General features: G+C 61.1%; 17 protein-coding genes and 3 pseudogenes. All 20 read right to left on the reverse strand.

Features of this window, described 5'->3' with window-relative positions:
- The 20 genes and pseudogenes from folD to motC all read right to left on the reverse strand — a co-directional run bounded on the left by folD (position 1) and on the right by motC (position 18,865).
- Entirely contained in the window at positions 1 to 900 is a 900-nt protein-coding gene (gene folD, locus MHI61_RS20070; protein WP_239790236.1) for a bifunctional methylenetetrahydrofolate dehydrogenase/methenyltetrahydrofolate cyclohydrolase FolD, read from the reverse strand.
- 121 nt (positions 901 to 1,021) lie between these two features.
- The gene (locus MHI61_RS20075; RefSeq protein ID WP_239790237.1) at positions 1,022 to 2,782 is read right to left on the reverse strand and encodes a succinoglycan biosynthesis protein exop; all 1,761 of its coding nucleotides are present in this window, start codon (positions 2,780 to 2,782) and stop codon (positions 1,022 to 1,024) included.
- 184 nt (positions 2,783 to 2,966) lie between these two features.
- Entirely contained in the window at positions 2,967 to 3,806 is an 840-nt protein-coding gene (locus tag MHI61_RS20080) for a WecB/TagA/CpsF family glycosyltransferase (RefSeq protein ID WP_239790238.1), read from the reverse strand.
- A 296-nt stretch (positions 3,807 to 4,102) separates the two neighbouring features.
- Positions 4,103 to 4,642, reverse strand: coding sequence for a hypothetical protein (locus tag MHI61_RS20085; RefSeq protein ID WP_239790239.1), 540 nt, complete (start codon positions 4,640 to 4,642; stop codon positions 4,103 to 4,105).
- Complete coding sequence (locus tag MHI61_RS20090; RefSeq protein WP_003545575.1) at positions 4,642 to 5,007, reverse strand: hypothetical protein; 366 nt, start codon at positions 5,005 to 5,007, stop codon at positions 4,642 to 4,644. Before MHI61_RS20090 ends, MHI61_RS20085 begins: the two co-directional genes overlap by 1 nt.
- 124 nt (positions 5,008 to 5,131) lie before the next feature.
- Entirely contained in the window at positions 5,132 to 5,638 is a 507-nt protein-coding gene (locus tag MHI61_RS20095) for a rod-binding protein (RefSeq protein WP_239790240.1), read from the reverse strand.
- An 87-nt stretch (positions 5,639 to 5,725) separates the two neighbouring features.
- Positions 5,726 to 6,139, reverse strand: coding sequence for a hypothetical protein (locus MHI61_RS20100; RefSeq protein ID WP_097582577.1), 414 nt, complete (start codon positions 6,137 to 6,139; stop codon positions 5,726 to 5,728).
- A gap of 7 nt (positions 6,140 to 6,146) precedes the next feature.
- Positions 6,147 to 6,899, reverse strand: a complete 753-nt coding sequence (fliR, locus tag MHI61_RS20105) for a flagellar biosynthetic protein FliR (protein ID WP_239790241.1) — start codon at positions 6,897 to 6,899, stop codon at positions 6,147 to 6,149.
- Positions 6,896 to 8,983, reverse strand: coding sequence for a flagellar biosynthesis protein FlhA (flhA, locus tag MHI61_RS20110; RefSeq protein WP_239790242.1), 2,088 nt, complete (start codon positions 8,981 to 8,983; stop codon positions 6,896 to 6,898). The genes fliR and flhA overlap by 4 nt, the downstream gene beginning before the upstream one ends.
- A gap of 90 nt (positions 8,984 to 9,073) precedes the next feature.
- Positions 9,074 to 9,340, reverse strand: a complete 267-nt coding sequence (gene fliQ / locus MHI61_RS20115) for a flagellar biosynthesis protein FliQ (protein WP_009992823.1) — start codon at positions 9,338 to 9,340, stop codon at positions 9,074 to 9,076.
- A gap of 89 nt (positions 9,341 to 9,429) precedes the next feature.
- Positions 9,430 to 9,870, reverse strand: a complete 441-nt coding sequence (gene flgD, locus MHI61_RS20120; RefSeq protein ID WP_097582572.1) for a flagellar hook assembly protein FlgD — start codon at positions 9,868 to 9,870, stop codon at positions 9,430 to 9,432.
- Positions 9,861 to 10,309 (reverse strand): annotated as a pseudogene (flbT, locus tag MHI61_RS20125) (flagellar biosynthesis repressor FlbT). The gene flgD and the pseudogene flbT overlap by 10 nt, the downstream one beginning before the upstream one ends.
- A complete protein-coding gene (gene flaF / locus MHI61_RS20130) occupies positions 10,306 to 10,653 on the reverse strand; it encodes a flagellar biosynthesis regulator FlaF (RefSeq protein ID WP_010028573.1) in 348 nt (115 codons plus the stop codon). Before flaF ends, flbT begins: the two are co-directional and overlap by 4 nt.
- Before the next feature lie 36 nt (positions 10,654 to 10,689).
- Complete coding sequence (locus tag MHI61_RS20135; RefSeq protein WP_239790243.1) at positions 10,690 to 11,742, reverse strand: flagellar hook-associated family protein; 1,053 nt, start codon at positions 11,740 to 11,742, stop codon at positions 10,690 to 10,692.
- Positions 11,743 to 11,745: 3 nt separating this feature from the next.
- Positions 11,746 to 13,233 (reverse strand): flagellar hook-associated protein FlgK, encoded by a 1,488-nt coding sequence (gene flgK, locus MHI61_RS20140; RefSeq protein ID WP_239790244.1) that lies wholly within the window; start codon positions 13,231 to 13,233, stop codon positions 11,746 to 11,748.
- A gap of 19 nt (positions 13,234 to 13,252) precedes the next feature.
- On the reverse strand, positions 13,253 to 14,554 hold the full coding sequence (locus tag MHI61_RS20145) for a flagellar hook protein FlgE (protein WP_239790245.1): 1,302 nt from the start codon (positions 14,552 to 14,554) through the stop codon (positions 13,253 to 13,255).
- Positions 14,555 to 14,678: 124 nt separating this feature from the next.
- Positions 14,679 to 15,349, reverse strand: a pseudogene (locus MHI61_RS20150) (winged helix-turn-helix domain-containing protein).
- 280 nt (positions 15,350 to 15,629) lie between these two features.
- Complete coding sequence (locus MHI61_RS20155) at positions 15,630 to 16,193, reverse strand: lytic transglycosylase domain-containing protein (RefSeq protein WP_239792882.1); 564 nt, start codon at positions 16,191 to 16,193, stop codon at positions 15,630 to 15,632.
- Positions 16,135 to 17,573, reverse strand: a pseudogene (locus MHI61_RS20160) (flagellar hook-length control protein FliK). The gene MHI61_RS20155 and the pseudogene MHI61_RS20160 overlap by 59 nt, the downstream one beginning before the upstream one ends.
- On the reverse strand, positions 17,570 to 18,865 hold the full coding sequence (gene motC, locus MHI61_RS20165) for a chemotaxis protein MotC (protein WP_239790246.1): 1,296 nt from the start codon (positions 18,863 to 18,865) through the stop codon (positions 17,570 to 17,572). The pseudogene MHI61_RS20160 and the gene motC overlap by 4 nt, the downstream one beginning before the upstream one ends.
- Positions 18,866 to 18,871: the final 6 nt, after the last annotated feature.

Here is an 18,871-nt window from a genome sequence, read left to right on the forward strand (position 1 = left end):
TCAAAACTGCGGCGGCGTCTGCCCCGCGGCGCGGTGGGCGGCGATGACCGTATTGGCCATCAGCATGGCGATGGTCATCGGCCCGACCCCGCCGGGAACCGGGGTGATGGTGCTGGCGACAGCAGAGACCTCGGCGAAGGCGACGTCGCCGACGAGCCGGGTCTTGCCCTCGCCCCTGTCGGGAGCCGGCACACGATCGATGCCGACATCGATGACCGTCGCACCCGGCTTGACCCAATCGGCTTTGACCATCTCAGGCCGGCCGACGGCGGCCACCAGAATATCGGCATTGCGGCAGACCTCGGCGAGGTTCTTCGTTCTCGAATGGGCCATCGTCACCGTCGCATTGGCGTTGAGCAGCAATTGCGCCATCGGCTTGCCGAACAGGTTGGAGCGGCCGATGACGACGGCATTGAGGCCCGAGAGATCCTCGCCATGGGTGCGCCGGACGAAGACCATGGCGCCGGCCGGCGTGCAGGAGACCAGTCCGGTCTTCAGGTCGCCGGTGGCGAGCTTGCCGGCGTTGACGACGCTCAAGCCATCGACATCCTTTTCCGGCAGGATCGACTGGATGATCGGCTCGCTGTCGAGCGGCTTCGGCAGGGGCAGTTGCACCAGGATGCCGTGGATCGACGGATCGGCGTTGAGGGTGGCAACGAGCGCTGCCAGCTCCTCCTGCCTGGTCTCGGCCGGCAACGTGTGCTGGACGGACTTGAAGCCGCATTCCTTGGCCATGCGGCCCTTGGAGCCGACATAGGCGTGGCTTGCCGGATCGTCGCCGACGATGATGACGGCCAAGCCGGTGGTGACGCCGCTGCTCTTTTCCAGCGCCGCCGTCGCACTCTTGACCGTCTGAATGACTGATGCAGCTACGTTCTTGCCATCGATTACTGTCGCCACGCGTCTCTCCGCCCTGTTTCGCGCCAATCTATTGATAGTTGACGAGCGTCAAATGCCCGCTAACGCCCTATCCTGTCGGAAAGCGGCAAGGCAATATCAAACTTGCAAGGAAATGTCGGGTTCAGCGCAACGGCTGCCGTGCTTCCATCACGTGAAGTCGAAGCCGGTCGCGCAGGCCGGAGATCTCGGAGCGCAGAACCTCCATCTCGTCGGCCGCCGCAGGGGCCGGCGCGGGCGCCGGCGAAGAGGCGAGCGAAGGCGGCGCCGGCATTTCCTCGCTTGGAGAAGCCGCGGCGGATTTGCGCCAGAACAGCAGGAGGGTGAGGCCGAGACCGAACGCAAGGCCTGTCGCGGCCCCGGCCAGCACGCGGCCGATCAGACCATTCGTTCCCGGCACCGCCGCCGCAAGCGGCGGTTTCAGGACGATCAAATGGCCGTCATCGTCTCCCGATGTCGGCGCCGTCTCTTCCAGGCGCGAGCGCGCGGCATTCGCCTTTTCGCGCAACTCGGTCAGCCGGGGCAGATCGACGCCGGTATCCCGGCTCTGGGCGATCAGCGTGTTGCGGCGATCGTTCAGGCCCTTGCGCGCATCGACCGCAGCCTTGGCGGCGGCATTGGCGAGCTGGACCAGACGGGCAAGCTCCTTGCCCATGTTCTCCTCGAGTTCATCCGTTTCGGCCTGCTGCTGCAGCAGGCGCGGATGACGCGGGCCAAGCTCGGCCGAAAGCTGCGCCAGCGTCGTCCTGGCGACGGCATATTTGTCGCGCCAATCCTGCAGCGCCGGCGAGAGCATATCGGAGGGGAGCGATCCATCCAGCACGCCCGCGAGTTTTGCCGCCTTCAGCCCGTCGGCGCGCGCCTTGGCGGCGAAAATGTTCTGGTCGGCCTGTTTCAGATCGGCATCGACCCCGTCGATCTGACGGCGAAGATCGATCGCCACCTTGACGTTGCCCTCGCCGCTTTTGGCCGTGAAGGCGGCAAGCTCCGCCTTCGCCTCGTCATAGGCCTTGCGCAGCACAGTGTCGGTCTCGGCGCTCCGGCCGGGACCGCTGCCTGCGGACACCGCTTCGCCAAGCCGTGCGGCGATGCGCATGGATTTGCCGCTGTCGCCCGTCGTCACCCTGACGAGGATCGTACCGGCGGCGACATCGGGCATGATCTCGACCGCATGTTTCAGCGCCGCCTCGGCGCGCGAGGCCGGATCGGCGGCAGCACCGGTGGCCGAGAGGAGATCGAGCGCAACGCCGAGCGCATTGGCACTGGAGCCGGCAAATTCCGGATCGTGATCGAGTTTCAGCGCAGCGACCGTCGACGCCATCATGCGCGCCGACAACAGGCCTTTCGCCGCAGCCTGGGTGAAGGCGGCGCGGCTTGCCGCATCCGTTCTTACCGAAAGCGTCGTCTCGGCGCGGTAGAGGGCGGGCGAGACCGGCATCAGGGCCGGCAGGCCTGCGCCGAGAGCCGTGGCGGCGACGACCGTCATGACAAGGCCGAAGCGGCCGGCGCGGTGGCTGGGCGTTGCCAGCCGGGATCTGGCGGGTTCCTCACGGATGACGGCCAGCGGTTCGGGCGGGAGCGCGGGCCCTTCGACCGCAGCGTTCGGCGCCGCCTGACCGGCCGGCGCCGGCAGAAGAGCGCCGCCGGCATCGTTGGCAGCCCGAAGCCGGTTGCCGAGGATGGTTTCGATGCGGTCGACCAGCGGCGCCGGACGCGCCGCCATTGCGCGCTGCTCTTCCAGCGCGCGTCCGATCGCGCGCAGCAATTCGGCCTCGGGCGGCGCGATATCGGCCCCCTTCGACCGCCGGCGATAGGGGACGTCAAAGGCGCGCGGCCCCGCGGCTGCGCGATCCTGGAAGCTGTTTCTCGCCCTGATATCGTACATTTGCGCCACATCTCATGGACATGATGGCCGAGTTCAATCATCCGCACGCGATGCAGATGATTAAGATACCCTAGATATTTATGGCAAAGAAATGGTTAACCGCGACTGGCAAGAATTGCGGTCCGACGTCTCAAGTTTGAACCGGTGACGCCATTTGCAGGCCTGGAAACCGCGCGGGGCCTGTTCAGCTCGCTTTCCTGCGATCCGCAATCGGCTGCGAGACGCTGCGCTGCTCTTCCGGCTGGCTGAGAATTCTTTCGCGGCGGCGGAAGCGGTAGCGCAGGACGTGGAAGAGGAAGACCGGAATGCCGATGATATAGCGCCGCCAGAGGCGCGCAGGCTCCTGTATCAGCCGATAGGCCCATTCGAGACGCATCATCCGCACCGTCTTCGGCGCCCGCGGAACGGCGCCGGAGACGAAGTCGAAGAGTGCGCCCACCGTCAGCACCAGCCGCGCATGATCGGCGCGGATCTTGTCGTGGACCCATTTCTCCTGCAGCGGCGTCCCCATGCCGACGATCAGAATGTCGAGCTTCTGGCGCTCGATCTCGTCGGTGACATCAGTGGAATCGACCTTGTCGAAGAAGCCGTCGGAAATGACGACAAATTCATGCCAGGGCGTGTGCCTGCGGAAATTTTCTGCCGCCGCCTCGACGACCGAGCGCGTGCCGCCGATCAGGCCGATGCGGCGCGGAGCCTCCATGAAGGTAAGAAAGGCCGGCACGAAATCGGTGCCGTTCAGATTGGCGGGAAACGGCGAGCCGTGGGCGATCTGCGATGCAATGTTGAGGCCGATGCCATCAGGCAGCACCAGATTGTGCGACATGATCCGGTAATATTCGTCGTCGCGCAAAGCCGTCAGCATATTATGAGCGTTGACGAAGCAAACCACGGTCTGACCGACGGGAATGGAGGCCAGCTCGTTGATAAAAACGAGGGCATCGTCCCAGCCGAGATCGCAGACCGGCAGATCGAAGATCGTCCGCCGCGACGCAAGCACCGCGAAGTTTGCAATCAAATTCATTCCTACCTCCTGCCGAGGGTGCGTCATGCGCCCGACATCCCGGAAAACAAGCCCACATTTTTCCGCACCCCGGAGGTCTCGAAAGGACCGGTCGCGTCAGGCATGGACGGCGTCGTCCCGATCGTGGAAAACGGCGCACGCCAAGCTGTGACACCAGATATAACAGGAGGGCTTCAAACAACCCTTAGGAAAATTCCTTGGATTTTGATGCTCGTATAAGTGGTTTATTAACCACATCCAGCCGCAACGACAAACGGCGCCCGAAGGCGCCGTCTGTGTCTTAGTCGTTGGCTATTTCAGTGGGCTGCCGGCGCCGGCGTTTCCCCGGCCGAGGCGCCCTCGATGATCTTGACCGGAGCGCCGAGCTTCTTCGGCTCACCTGATGCGTTTTGCTTGACCTCTTCCTTGGAGAGATAGTCGAGCTGCTCCAGCATCACTTCGGCGACATATTCGCCGCCGAGGCGCTCGTTCATGCCCTTCTTGATCTCCTCGCGGAAGGCTTTCGGGTCGAAGGATTTGATGTGCGCGAGATCGACCATCTTGTTGCCGACGAGCAGGCTGAAAAGTTCGTCGGTCGTCATCTCGGTCAGCGGCAAGGTCACGCCCTTCAGCATGTCCTTGTTCATCATGAAGGAAATGCGGCCGAGGAAATAACCGGTGATCGCGCCGTTGCCGATGACCGGCACAGTGATCGTTTCACCCTTCACCAGTTCGAGCGCGTTCTGCTTGGAATCGGATATCGCGGGCGCCGGCGCCGTCGCCAGATACACCGAAAAATAGACCGAGGCCAAGGTGATGGCGCAAACCCAGATGCCGGTGAGGACGAGCTTGATCATCAGTTTCCACGCGCGGCGAATTGTTCCTGGGAATAGGTGCCGTCGGCGTCGGCGTCCTGAACGGCATTCTTCAGGAGGTCGGCGACGGCGCGAACCGCTTCGAGATGCGCCTCGACGCGCCGGGCGTTGAGAACCAGCTTCTTCTTCAGGCCGTGCAGCTGATCGAGATGGGCAGCGGCAAGCTCGGCCGGATCGGTATCGCGGAAGAGCATCGACAGCTCGTAGAGGCAGCGGCTCTTATGCGCGTTGGAGACCTTGAGATCGAACTGCGGATCGTTGCCGATCCGGGTGTTCTCATTGTCGATGATCATTTCGAGGCGTCCGAGAACGGATTTGATCCTGTATTCGTTCGAAATTATTTCCATTGTACCCTCGATTATTCGTCGCTTAGAGCATGATGCCGAAAAGTGTGCGCGGTTTTCGGACGTCATCATGCTCTAACTATTTAATTTAGAACAGGATTCAGATTTCAGGACAACGGGCCTAAAATCATCCTGTTCTATCGGCCTTGGCGTCCGCCGTCGGCGTGCCAAAGGTCTTGCGCTGGAAGTCGTCGATCATGCTGAGCGCGGTGTTACGGTCACGATCATCGGTCGAGGCATTGACGATCTTGCCTTCCTGCCGTCGCAGCTGCTCGCTGTACATCTGCTTGGCAATGCCGATGCCGTCGCCCTTGGCCATGGTGTTGCCGAGCTGCTCGGCCATCATGCCCTTCCAGATATCGCCGGTCGCGCCCTTGCCGTAAACGTCTTCACTTTCGCTCGGCAGCATCGACTTGACGAAGTTCTGCAGCACCATGGCCTCGAACTTCCGGTAGCTTTCCGGAACCTCCTCGGTCTTGGTGCGGTTCTGAATATTGGAGAGGCCGCTCTTCTGGCCGACATGATCGAGAACGTCGACCGTATTGGAGAAACCCTTGCCGTTCTCGGCGAGGCTCGTTGCGGCAAAGGCCGCACGATTTGCCTTCAACTTTTCCTGGGCTACCTGAACCTCCATGGGGTCGGCAGCTTTGACAACGTCCAGGACCAGATCACTGGGGGCGAAATAGCCACGTTACAATCCTCTAAATTAAGATCGTAACGATTATGGTTTTTGAAGCTTGCTGGAGGCTGGCGTTGCGAATTGCTGATCGATCACATCGTAGACGGCATTGTCGTCGGCCTCGCGACGTTCGGCGTCCAAGGCCTCCTTCATGCCCTCTTCCAGGCGATCGGCCTTGGCGCGTTCGCGCGTCAGCCGCATTTCGTGGATCTGCTGCATGCCGGTCAGCTGCTGATCCTTGATCGTCAGCCTGCCGAATCGGTCGGCATAATTCTGCGAGAAGGCGTGGTGGACCGGGTCCATCGAACCGAGAGCGAGAATGACGTCGTCCATCGCCGCATTGACCTCGATGCGCTGACGGCTGGTTTCGGCCAGGTCGTTCTCCGCCATCCTTTCGATATGCCGCTGCACCGACAGCAGACGCTTGAGTTTTTGGGAGCGGCTCTTCTCGATCATATCAGCCTCATCGCCCGATATAGATCGAACTGAAGGCCTGGCCGAACTGGCTGACCAGCGCCGCGACCGAGACATAAAACAAGAAGAGCCCGCCCATAAGCAGATAGGGCGTGGAAATGAAATAGACCGGGATCTGCGGCGCCAGCTTGTTGATGAAGCCGATCGAGACGTTGAAGATCATGCCGTAGATCAGAAAGGGGCTCGACAGCCGCAGCATGATGTAGGTGGTCTGCTCCAGCGTGTCGGTAAAGGAGATCAGCGTCGCGCGCATCTGCGTCAATCCGCCGAAGGGCATGGTCGTGTAGGAATCGACCAGCGCGCGGAAGACGATGTGATGGAAATCCATGATGAAGAGAATCATGATGCCGGCAAAGGTGATGAAGCCGGAAAGGCTGGTCTCCGGCGCGTCTTCGATGACGTCGGCGGAGCCCGGCTGAGTATAGCCGACCATCATGGCGATGATCGTCGCGGCGAACTGCATGCCGAGCGTATAGATTCTCGCCAGCATGCCATACATCACGCCGATCAGCGATTCGCTGAAAATCAGGCCGATATAGGTTGCAGATCCCGTGTGGACGGCCGGATAGACCGTGTCCCAGAGCAGCGGCAAGACGGCGATCGACAGCGCGCCGGCAATGAAGACGCGCAGCTGCTCGGGCACGCGCGCCGAGGAAAAACCCGGCAGAGCCAGCACACAGCCACCGATCCGGCAGAAAACCAGAAACAGCGCGAGAACGGTCCCTTGCGGGTCTGTTATCATGAAATCGAGCCCAAAATCTTTATCTCGATGCCCTTGGCCAGTTCGACATGCGACAGGACCGGCAGCGTGGCGAACAGCCGTTCAATGATCATGCGCACATAGGAGCGCGTTTCCGGCGACGTGACAAGGGCGAATGGCAGGCCGCGATCCATGAACTCACGGATAACTTTAGTGGCCTGCTCGCTGAACTCCTCCAGGCTTCTGGGATCGATGTCGAACTCGATCACCTCGCCCTTGGCGTCGCGCTTCAGCGCCTGGTGGAAGGCGAGATCCCACTTGCTGCCAAGTCTGAGCACACGCAGCACGCCGTTGTCGGCAAGGTCTCCGCAGAGCTGCTGGGCCATGCGGATGCGGACATGCTCGACGATCTGCTCGGTCTTTCTGACATGTGGGGCGAGCTCGGCCACCGCTTCGAGAATGAGGTGCAGGTTGCGTATCGAGACGCGCTCGGCAAGCAGGAGCTTGAGCACCGCCTGCAGGCCCGAATAGGACATGTGCGACGAGCAGATCTCGTCGGCGAGCTTCTTGTATTCCGGGTCGAGGCGATCGATCAGTACCTTGACGTCCTTGTAGGATAGAAGCTGCGGCAGGTTGTTGCGAATGACCTCGCTCATATGGGTTAGCACGACGGAGACGTTGTCGATCGGCTGGAAACCTTCGCGTTTCAGATCGTCGGCGAAGTTTTCGAGAATCGAGACGGCCGGCATGCCGAAAGCGGGCTCGCGGATTTCGTCGCCGGGAATGCTCGGGCGCCGGCCGGCGCCGGTGACGACCAGAACTTCGCCGACGCGCAAGAGGTTGGAGGCGACCGTCGTGCCGTGGATGCGGATCTGATAAGACTTCTCGGCGATGGCGATATCGTCGGTGACCTTGATTTCGGGCACGACGAAACCGTATTGCGTGGCGAACTTCTTGCGCATCTTGCCGACGCGGAAAGCCAGCTCCTGGTGGGCGCCGAGCAGGCGCGTCGAGACCATCTTGCCGAGCGCGAGCTCGATCTCGGAGGTGCGGAGCACCGACTTGACCGAATCCTTCTCCAACTCCTTGTTCTGGACGACCTTCTTTTCCTCCTGCTCGCGGCGCAGCTTGTTTTCAACCTCGACCTGACGCGGGATGAACCAGGCGCCGAAGGCGAGAAGACTGCCGAGGATCACGAAAGGGACAAACGGCAGGCCCGGCATCAGCGCCAGGACGAACATCAGCACCGCCGAGACGGAGAGCGCGCGGGGATAGCCGCTCAGCTGGTTGACGACCGCCTGGTCGGTGGAGCCGGTGGTGCCGCCGCGGGAGACCAGCAGGCCGGCGGCGAGCGAGACGATGAGGGCCGGCATCTGCGAGACGAGGCCGTCGCCGACGGAGAGCTTGACGAAGACGTCGGCCGCTTCGCCGATCGGCATGCCATGGCGGAAATAACCGATGATGATGCCGCCGAAGACGTTGATGGCGGTGATGATCAGGCCGGCGACGGCATCGCCGCGCACGAACTTCGAGGCACCGTCCATCGCACCGAAGAACGAGCTTTCCTCTTCGAGCTCTCTGCGCCGGCGCTGGGCTTCCCTTTCATCGATGATGCCGGCCGAAAGATCGGCGTCGATCGACATCTGCTTGCCCGGGATGGCATCGAGCGTGAAACGCGCGCCGACTTCGGCGATACGCGTCGCGCCCTTGGTGATGACGATGAAGTTGATGGTGATGAGGATCAGGAAGACGATCAGACCGATGACGAAGTCGCCGGACATGACGAGGCTTGCGAAACCAGCGATGACGCCGCCGGCCGCGTCGTGGCCTTCATTGCCGTGGGACAGGATGACGCGCGTCGTCGCGATGTTCAGCGCCAGCCGCGTCATCGTCGCGATCAGCAGAATGGTCGGGAAGGACGAGAAATCGAGCGGCTTTTGGATCCACAGCGCGACCATCAGGATCAGCACCGAGAAGGCGATCGAGAAGGCCAGTCCCATGTCGATCAGGAATGGCGGAATCGGCAGGAAAAGAATGCAGATGATGCCGATAATGCCGAGGGCAAAACCGACATCCCGCAGGCTCGGGGCGACTTTCGGAAGGGGGAGTGCAGGTGGTTGCGCCATGACAGTTCCGTCTCTTCATGAGAGGAGGCGGACCTGAAGTCCGCCCAATTCGGACCGACAGTTAAATGGCGAAGCTTGCGCGAAGGTGGCTCAGAAGCCGGATTGAATGCGGGAGAAGACCAGATTGGTGAAAATCGAGATCTGCGAGCCGACAAAGGGCGCGGTGACGCCGACCGTGATGAGCACTGCGACGATCTTCGGCACGAAGGTCAGTGTCGCCTCCTGCACCTGGGTCAAGGCCTGGATCAGGGCGATGACGAGACCCACCACCATCGCGGCGATGACGGCGGGACCGGCGGCAATCAGGACGGTCCAGATCGCGGCCTGGAACAGATCCAATGCATCAGCTTCATTCATCTGAAGGCAACCTCATATCGCCTCGAAGCAGCCCCGCCATGGCCGGGCCGCTGTTGATTTGTATCACCCAACGCGTCGGCGCCGCGGTATCAGGTATCGCTGCTGTCGCTAGTCGTGGTCGGCGCCTTGTCAGCAACGGTGATTCCCGCCTGCACGAGTATCTTACCGCCATCCGTGGTCGTCGCAATGATGCCGTCGGAATAAACCTTGACGGATTCGACGGTGCCTTTGACGGTGCCGTCGGCGCTTTCCATATATTTGCCGACGTAGCTGCTCGCCTGGGTGAGGCTCGAGCTTGACAGAAGCGTATCGAGCTTGGTGTTCGTCTGGATCGTCTGCTCAACCTGCGAGAAGCTTGCCAGCTGCGACATCTGCTCGCTGGCATCCATCGGATCGGTCGGATCCTGGTTCTTCATCTGCGCGATGAGGAGCTGAAGGAAATTGTCGTAATTCAGCGTCGCCTTTTTCTGGGCCGAATTCGTCGAACTCGTCGTCGAATTGCTCACGCTCGATGTTGCGTCTACCGCCATGGTGCGATCTCCCTGCGAATCTGTTCGACCATCGTCGGCGGCAGCTCGTGGTTGTTGAGAATATTGTCTTCGATCGCGTAGAGACCGCGGATCGCCTTCAACGCATCGAAAGCGCGGCCGGTCGAGACGAGCGCATCGATACGCTTCAGTTCGGCGAGGATCTCTTCGTTCTTGAAGCAGGTGAGCAGCATGGTGATCGACTTGCGGAACATCGCCGTCGAGTGGTCCTTGCCCTCGGGGTTGATGAGGATCATCTGCGCGATGAAGTAGAGCTGGCGCAGGGGCGTCGTCGCGCCTTCCGGCTGGAGGACGTGATTTTCGAGAAGGAACGTCACATCGTTCAGGAATTCCAGCGCGACCTTGCGGTCGACACGCAGGACGGCGCCGTTGATGAAGATTCTTCCCCGGCTTTCAGAGAAATGCGTAGTGTACTTTTCATTTAAGTCCATCCCTGATGATGGTGGTAACGTCGATGATGCCCTGGTAGTTATTCGACAGACGTTTTCTGATCCTGTCGCATTCCTTCAAAATCCAGATTGCGATCGAGATGAGATTGGCCCTGAGCTGAACATCCAGCTGGTTGTCCGGATGCTTCAGATCCTCGATGAAGCTGATCCACACCCGACGCGTATAAAACAGGGCTTCAATGGCTTCCCGACCGTATTTTTCCTTGTCGCGCGCCAACGACAGCAGTTCTATGGACCGGTCAAGAACCTGCCATTCCCGCTCTTTCGCGTCGGCCACCGAGTCCTGCATGACTTCGGCATATGAGAACTGATACATTCATGCATCCTTCTTTATAATGCGCGCCTTTGCTCATCAAAGGTAGTTTACGAGACTCAACTGCTGGATCTTCGAAACGATCGTGTAAGCGGTTTCAAGCTGTGTTTCCAAAGTCTTGACGAGGGTCGAGGCCTCGTACGGGTCGACGCCCTGGAGATCGACCAGCTTGTTCTTGATGATGTTCGACTGGGCGTCGAGTGCGTCGTTCGACTTCTTGACACGCTCCTGGGAGAGGCCAAGCTGGCTTGCCTGCGTCACCAGGCCGCTGGTCGCCTTGGCCGTGTAGCTGATTGCCTGCTTGGAGACAGTCGTCATTGCATCCGTGCTGAGGTTCTGGCCGAGCAGCGCGGAGGTCATGACCGAGGCGAGCGCGAAATAACGCATGCCTTCGGAATTGGCGTTGGTCGAGGATTCGATCACTTCCGAGTTGCTGATGCGGCTCGTCATGTTCTGGCTCGATGCCTGCGACCATCCGGTCGCCGCATTGGTCCAATTGGCTTCGCTGAACATCGGCTCGACCGTCGTCGTGATGAAGGTCTGCATTTCGGCGCCGGTAAGATCGCTGACGGCCTTCGGTGGGACAAGAGCCGCGGCGTAGCTGTTCAGCGCCGTAACGATGGCCGCACTCGTGGCGGTCGTCTTGTCGGTCAGCGGCTGCACGTCGGTATTGATGCCGGAGAACAGATATTCGCCGTTTACCATGGTATTGGCCGTATCCATCATGGTGGACAACGCGCTGGTCGCCGACTGAATGGCGACGGTGATGCTGCCGGGGTCCTTGCTGCCCTGGAGTGCCGTCAGCTTCGAAACGAGGCCATCGCCGACGTCCTTCATCTTGGACAAGCCGAGCTGCGAGGATTCCATGCGGGCGGTGACAAGCGAATTGCTTGATTTGATCGAAGCGATCCGGTCGGTCTCGCGGGTGAAATCGACACTTCGGGCAGCATTGCCACCGAGCGAGACACCGATATCCGCATAGACTCCCGTCGTTGCTTCCATCGTCGCCTTGGTCATCTGGTTCTGCGCCTGACGGATCGTCAACCGCATCGCATTCTGAATGGCCGAACTTGAAATAAATGAGCTCTTCATGGCTTAACTCGCGATATCCAGCAATGACTTCAACATTTCATCGACGGCGTTCAGGATCTTGGTCGCCGCCTTGTAGGACTGCTCGATATCGAGGAGCAGTGTCAGCTCCTCGTCGAGGTTGACGCCCGTCTCATTGGAATAGGCTTCGTCGGAGCGCGACAGCGCTGCCGAGGTATTTTCCGCCGCCGTCGTGGCGTTGCTGCGATACTGCTCGAGCCAGCCGAGGGAATTCGTGGCGTATTCCATGATGCTGACATTCGAATCGATGCCCGTCGTCGCGTCGAAACCGACCGGCGCTCCGGCTGCCGGATCGAAATCGATGTCGGCGCTCATCGCGGTATAGAGTCGGTCGAGTTCAGCCGTGTAACCGCTGACGCCTGACGTGTTCAGGACGACACCGGTGGCGTTGACGCCGCCATCGCGCAGGCGCATCGGGTCGCCGCCCTGCGAGGTGATTACGCGGGTGCTGACGCTGATGGTCGAGGCCATGCCGGCAACCGCGGTGGCACCGGTATCGACCGTGCCGCCGCTCCAGGTGAAGAGACCGGGCACATAGGCGGGGGGCGCAGCGCTATTCTGCTCCTTGAAGAGCGAGACAAGGCCGCGGGCGATTTCGTCGAGCTGCTTCTGGAAGTTGGGAGCGATTTCGTCGCGGATCTGGAGTAGCGACTGGAGGCTCCCCTGCCCCGTCGTGGTCGAGCCCTTGCCGAGCGGCAGCGCGACGCCGTCGATATAAACGGAATTGCCGACGGTGGAGGCGGTATAGACATCCTGGGATTTGAACGTCACCTTGCGCGGGATCGTCTCGAAGAGGATCGTCCCGTCGGGCGTGCTCAGCACCATGTCGTTGTTGTCGCGCGTCGTCGCGCTGACGCCGACGATCTGCGAAATCTGCTTCAGGACTTTCTCGCGCTCATCGAGGGCGCCGGATGCGTCCGTGCCGGAGGCCGTGGCAGTCTTGACCGCATTGTTGGCTTTTTCGAACTGGCTGAGCAGCGTGTTCAGCGTATCGACGGCGGTGGCGATTTCTTTATCGGCGTTGGCGCGAACATCCTGGACGGATTGCGAGGCATTGTTCAGGGAGTTCGCGACGTCCTGGGCGGCGGTAATAGCGCCCTGGGCGGCGACCGTGCTGCCGGGCGTCGTGCGAAAGGCCTGAAGCTTCTGCTGGAAAACGCCGAGATAGGTGGATGGCGACGTTTCGTAGTCATTGCCACCCATGATCGATTTGAGGTCCTCGAGACCGCCCAGCAAGGTCTGCTGGGCGCTGTCCTGAGAGGAGGTCTTGAGATACTGGCGCAGCAGGGCATCTTCCTGTGCCCGGTTGATCTGCACAACCTGGGCGCCGTTCAGGGACGTGGTAAGCATTGCCTGCCGGCGCACGTAATCTTTGTTGCCGGCATTGGAGATATTGTTCGATACGACACTGCTCTGCGTGCCGGTATTGTTGAATATGCTCTGCGCGGTATTAAGTGCGGACGTGAGCGACATGGCTTACCCGTTACCTTACTTATCTCTTGAGATTGACGAGCACGTCCATGATGTCGGAACCCGTCTGGAATACTTTCGAATTGGCGGTGTAGCTGCGCTGCGATTCGATCATCTCGGTCAGTTCGCCGGCGAGGTCGACGTTCGAACCTTCGAGCGCGCCTGACTTGATCGTGCCGAGGCCGTTGGTCTGCGGGAAGCCGGTGACGGTGACGCCCGACTGGCCGTTGGCGCTGTAGACGTTGCCACTCATCAGCGTCAGCTTGTCCGGGCTTGCGACATTGGCCAGCGGAATACGGTAGAGCGGCTTGGTGCTGCCGTCTTCATATTTGGCGTAGACGATGCCGTCGCCGTCGATGGTGACGTCCTTGACCGGGGTCGCCGCCTGGCCGTTCGGCGTGCCGGTGCCGGAGAAGTCGGCCCCGAGCTGCGTCAAGCCGGAGAAATCCATGGCGATCGTTTGGCCGGTCACGCCATCGGTGATGTTAACGGCGCCGCTCGAGGTCATCTTGCCGTTCGAGTCGAAGGTGAGCGTTCCGGTGCCGACTGCGCCACCGGCGCTGTAGGGGAAGGAGGTCGTGCCGCCGACCGCCGCGTTGGCGTTGCGGAACATCGCCACTTCCCAGGTGGCAGCGGTGGCGGGAGGTGCTGGCGGCGGTGCTGCAGCCACCGATTGCTTGGTGAAATAGAAGTCGTACATCACCTTGTTGCCGAGGCGGTCATAGGCAACCATCGAGACCTTCTTGGTGTCGGTCGTCGCGGTAGCAAGATTGGCGCTTGGGAGCGTCGCCGGGGCGACCGGGATCTTGGCGTTGGAATCGAGATTGCCCTTGAAGACACCCGATGTCGAGGCGATGGCGGTCAGGCCATCCTGGTTGACGTTGACGGGAACGAGGCCGTCGAAGCCGTTGACGACGACGGCGGGAGAACCGGAATCGTAGGAATAGCCCATCAGCTGGAAGCCGGCGGCGTTGACGAGGTTGCCTTCGTCGTCCTTCTGGAAGTCGCCGGCGCGGGTCAGAACCGGCGTGCCGTCGGCGCCCTGGACGATGAAGAAGCCGTCGCCCGATATTGCGAGGTCGGTGGTAGATGTGGTGTAGGAAATATCACCCTGGTCGGAGACGGCCTGGCGGACCGAGGTCTGAACGCCGCCGGAATTGTAGTTGCCGCCCGAGGAAGGCAGAACCAGCGACGAGAAGCTCGTCGACACGGCCTTGTAGCCGGACGTGTTAACATTGGCGATGTTGTCAGCGACGGTGCTGAGGCGGTTCGCCTGCGCGTTCATCCCCGATACTGCCGTCTTCATGCTGCCGAAAATGCTCATCTGAAAACCTCGTTTTACCTGTTAAAATCGAGAGTATTTGTCGGGCCTTGCGTGAAGCTGTCTGTCATGGCGAGGCGAGGCCAATATCGAGGTCCAGCCGGGCGCCGCCACCCGGCCGAGAAAATCAGGCCCAATCGATGCAATAGCCAAGGAAGCGCTTGGAATCGACCGGATCGACGCCGAGCTTCTTGCGCAGCTTCTTGCGCAGCTTCGAGATGTGGCTTTCGACGACGTTTTCCTCGACCTCTTCATCGAAGATGCCGTAGATGGCATTAAAGATCTGGGTCTTGGTGACCCGGCGACCGCGGTTGGCGATCAAATATTCGAGGATGCGGCGCTCGCGCCGGGGCAGTGCGAAGACTTCGCCGTTGATCTCGGGGTCGCGACCATCCGAGAAGACGCGAATGCCGCCGATGTCGGTGTAATTGGCGATCGCCTTCAGCCGGCGCCGGATTGCAGCCGCCCTGGCGAGGATTTCGCGGGGTGGACCGGCTTGCGCACCACGTCATCGACGCCGCAATCGAAAAGCGCAAGCGTGTTTTCCAGCGAGTGCTGGTCGCTGACCGCGATCACCGGCGCCATCGAGCGATCCCGGATTGCCCGGGGCAGTTCCAAGCTGCGCTGGCCCTGACCGATCAGGAAAGCCTCGACAGCCGCTATATCCGAATCGGCGGCGGTCTGCACCCAGTCGCCGAATTCCGATGGATCAAAACCGGTAGAGGGAATACCCTCCCGGCCAAACAGAGATGTATATCCGTCTTTTACGAGCTCACGCTCATCAACCACTACGATCATTCGTCCGCCTCCGAATCAGTGTGGCACTTCGATGATCTATGGGTACGAATTGCACGAATTGGCGACAACTCGTTAAAGTTAATGGCAGAAATTAATAATTGATTAAGATCTGCGTGGCGATTTGATCTACATATAGTGGGCACACAAAATCATGCACACAAAAATTTCGTGGAAAAGTTAACGGCCTCTTAATTACGGCTTGCGCATGCGATTCCCGCCGGAATCCTGCCATATTGTGACACATTTTCGTCACAATATGCCACTTCTATTTTTAGTTGAATTAATTTCGGCAGAAGTTACTCGCATTGGGAGTCCACTTGCCGTAGCCCGTGGCCACCAGATTGGCGATGACGCGGCAGACATATTGCTTCTGCGCGGGGTCGTTGTTCGGGCCGGCGTGGTATCTGGCTACCGCCATGGTCCAGGTCTCATGACGGTCATGCAGGTTGCGGAGAAACCTCGCCGCATATTCGACGTTGCGGTGCGGATCGAACATATCCTCGGCGGAGGCGAAATTCTCGCTGTGATAATAGTGATTGATCTGCATGCATCCGATGTCGATGAGCTTCGCCCCGCTTCTGCGAGCCACATCGAACTGCCTGATCGCGTCCTCTTCCGAGGGCGGGAAGATCGCCTTGCCTTCGACGTTCATGGCATAGGGATAAAGTGAGCCCTTGCGGCCGGTCTCCGTCAGACCGACCGAATAGAGGATGCCTTCCGGGATGCCGTATTTGGCGGCAGCCGACTGGATTTCGCGTTCGCAGGCACCGGTAGAGGCAGCCGCCTCAGAGGTAAACGCCGCCAGCGCCGCTGCTGCGAGCCCCGCCAGCAGAAACATCTTCAATACCGGTCTCGTCTGCGCCATTGAAGCCTCCATCCGTCCGCTGCGCCGTCTGATTGTGACGCTCGCGCGCCTCGCCGCCCTGCCCCTGCTGGGGAGTGACTGCTGCTGGGAGGCCTGCCCCTGGCTGGCTGCCTGATTGCCCGCGTCGGCACGTTCGACGGGAGCCATGCTGATGGTGACATTGTCGACCGCGTAGCCCTGGCTGCGCAGCGCTTCGAGAATCTTGCCGTGATCTTCCTTCAGCTGCCGATAGGCTGCACCGGTTTCGACCTTGAGGTCGACGTTCAAGGCGTCGCCAGACAGGCGCATGGTGGCCGTCACCAGGCCAAGATCGATCGGGTTCATCTGGATCTTCAGCGTATTGACCACCTTGCCGGTGCTCGTCCATTCCGCCGCGTTGGAGAGCGCCGAACTCGGCTCCATGGCGCGTGCCCATTCGGAATCGCCGGAGAGGGCTGCGGTGACGGCGGCGGAATTGGTATTCTGCACCAGGCCGATATAGCGGCGCGATTCGAGGACCGAGACGTTTTCGACATCGGCTTTCTTCGAGCCGTCCTTCGGCCCGGCCTGATCCGCACCGATGTGAACATCCATCGATACGCCGCGGCCGTCAGCGCGGCTGAGCCGGAAGGTTCTGCCGTCAGCGGCGTCGGCATTCTCCGTACCTGGAGCCCCGAGCTCATCCGTGTTGACCTCTTCGACATTGCCGCTGACGGCCGCCAGGGCGTCGGATACGTGCCCGCTCGTTTTGGCGTCAGCCGCGGTCTTCTTGTCGACAGGCCCGGCCTCCGCGGCCTTGGCGACGGCGAGATGTGCAGCGGCTTCGGCCGGCAAGGCGACCGCCGCGCCGGCGGGCTCCTGCTTCAGCAGGCCGAGTACATCGGAAATGCCGCCGTCATCGTCCTCGTTGTCCGCATCCGCATCTGATTTCGAGAGATCGGTCTTGGCGTGCTTGGCGCCCTTGGCCACCTGCCCTGCCTCGTCGGCGGGCGGATCCCTGGCATCGAGCCTGCCGAGATCGGCCGGCAATTTGCGCTGATCCTTTGCAGGCTTTGCGACGGCCTTTTCGCCATTGGCGATCGTTGCCGGCTGCATCTCGGCCTGCGCCTTCAGCGCGGTGTCGCTGAGATCGATCAACGGTTTGGCGCGGCTGCGGATCGTCCGCGCCACCTTCGCCACGCCGCCATCCGCAACCGCGCCATGATCCAGCTCCGCACCGTCGGGCGCGTCGTTGGCGGCGCTGCCGCTCGCCTTGGCAAGCACATCGGAGAAGTCGCCCTTCTGACCGGCGGCGTCACCCTTTCCAGCCGCTTTGGTGGATTTCGCGGCCGCAGCCGCCTCCGCACCAGAGGCTCCGCCCGAGAGGCTCAAATCCATCATTGTTCGTTGCCTTCCTGCGCCAGAAGACCATCGATCTCGTCGAGCTTGGATCGGCTGGTCGTCACAAATGCGTTGAATGAGGGGTCGGTATCCTGGCTCTGGCCAGTCGATGCCACACCTCCCGGAACAGGCTCGGGATGCGCGCCCGGCGCTCCCGCTTGCATGGCTATCGCCGCAGCCTTGTCAGAAGTGATTTCTTGGTGAGAAGTATTAGGATCGGATGCTTGCGTCAGGCTTGCCGGATCCGGCGCGCGTAGGATCTGCTCGGCGACGGATCGCGCCGCCGCCTGCAGTGCCTGATCCCGCGGCGACAGTGCATTGCCGTCGATGCCGCTGACATTCTTCGCCGCCTGATCGATATCCTGCGTGGGAAGGCCGGCCATGCCGCCGTAAAAATCGGCGAGCGGGCCGAAGGCGTTGTCGGTGTCTGCGCCAAGCGCCTGCACACGGTCGACCGCCATGCGCGCCAGCTCCGGCTTGCCTGATATCGCGGCAGCACGGGCGATGCGCAGGTAGACCTCACGCTGGCGCGGCGCATCCATGAAGGACAGGATGTCGACGACATCCTGCGGTTTCACGTCGCGATCATGGGCGACGACGAGCTTGACGAAAAGATCGGCAAACTGGCTGGCATAGGGCGAATGCAGGAAACGGCGAGCATAACGCTGCGAATAGGCCAGCCCCTTGTCGAGCATTCCCTTGTCGACGCAGATGGCGACGGAACGGCGCAAGGCCGCCTCCTCGACGATCGTGCCCGGCGCGGCAAGACGCGCCTGGTCGTAGAGATCCAGCGCATCTGTCGGTTTCGTGGCGATCAGCACGTTGCCGCCGATCAGCGCCAGGTAGGGACCGATCTTCTTGTCGCGATATTCCCTGGCGGTTTCCTCCAGCGTCTTGGCGACGAGGAGCCCTTTGCCGCCCAGATATTTGCGCAGCACGTCGGTGACGCGGTTGTCGAAATAGCCGTTGACGTCATGGGCGATCAGATATTCGAGCGTCTGGGGATTGCCGCCGCTCATCGCATAGATCAACGCCGCATCGACGTTGCGGTCGTCGTCGTAGATCGACGTATCGGCCGTGCGCAGCCGCTCGTCGATCGTGCCCAGCATGAAGCGCTGCATCTCGCCGGCCGAATGATCGCCGGCGACGACGGAATCCTGCACGAACTGCAGCGACCGCAGCATCTTGTACGGCGAGAGATCGTCCGGATCCTGCGCATTGCCTGCGGCAGGCGAAAGCATCGCCAGGCCGAGGGCCATAAATCCGACGTAACGATGCTGCCGACGCGCCATCCGACT

The sequence above is a fragment of the Rhizobium sp. K102 genome, assembly GCF_022385315.1.
GTDB classification, from domain to species: Bacteria; Pseudomonadota; Alphaproteobacteria; order Rhizobiales; family Rhizobiaceae; genus Rhizobium; species Rhizobium croatiense.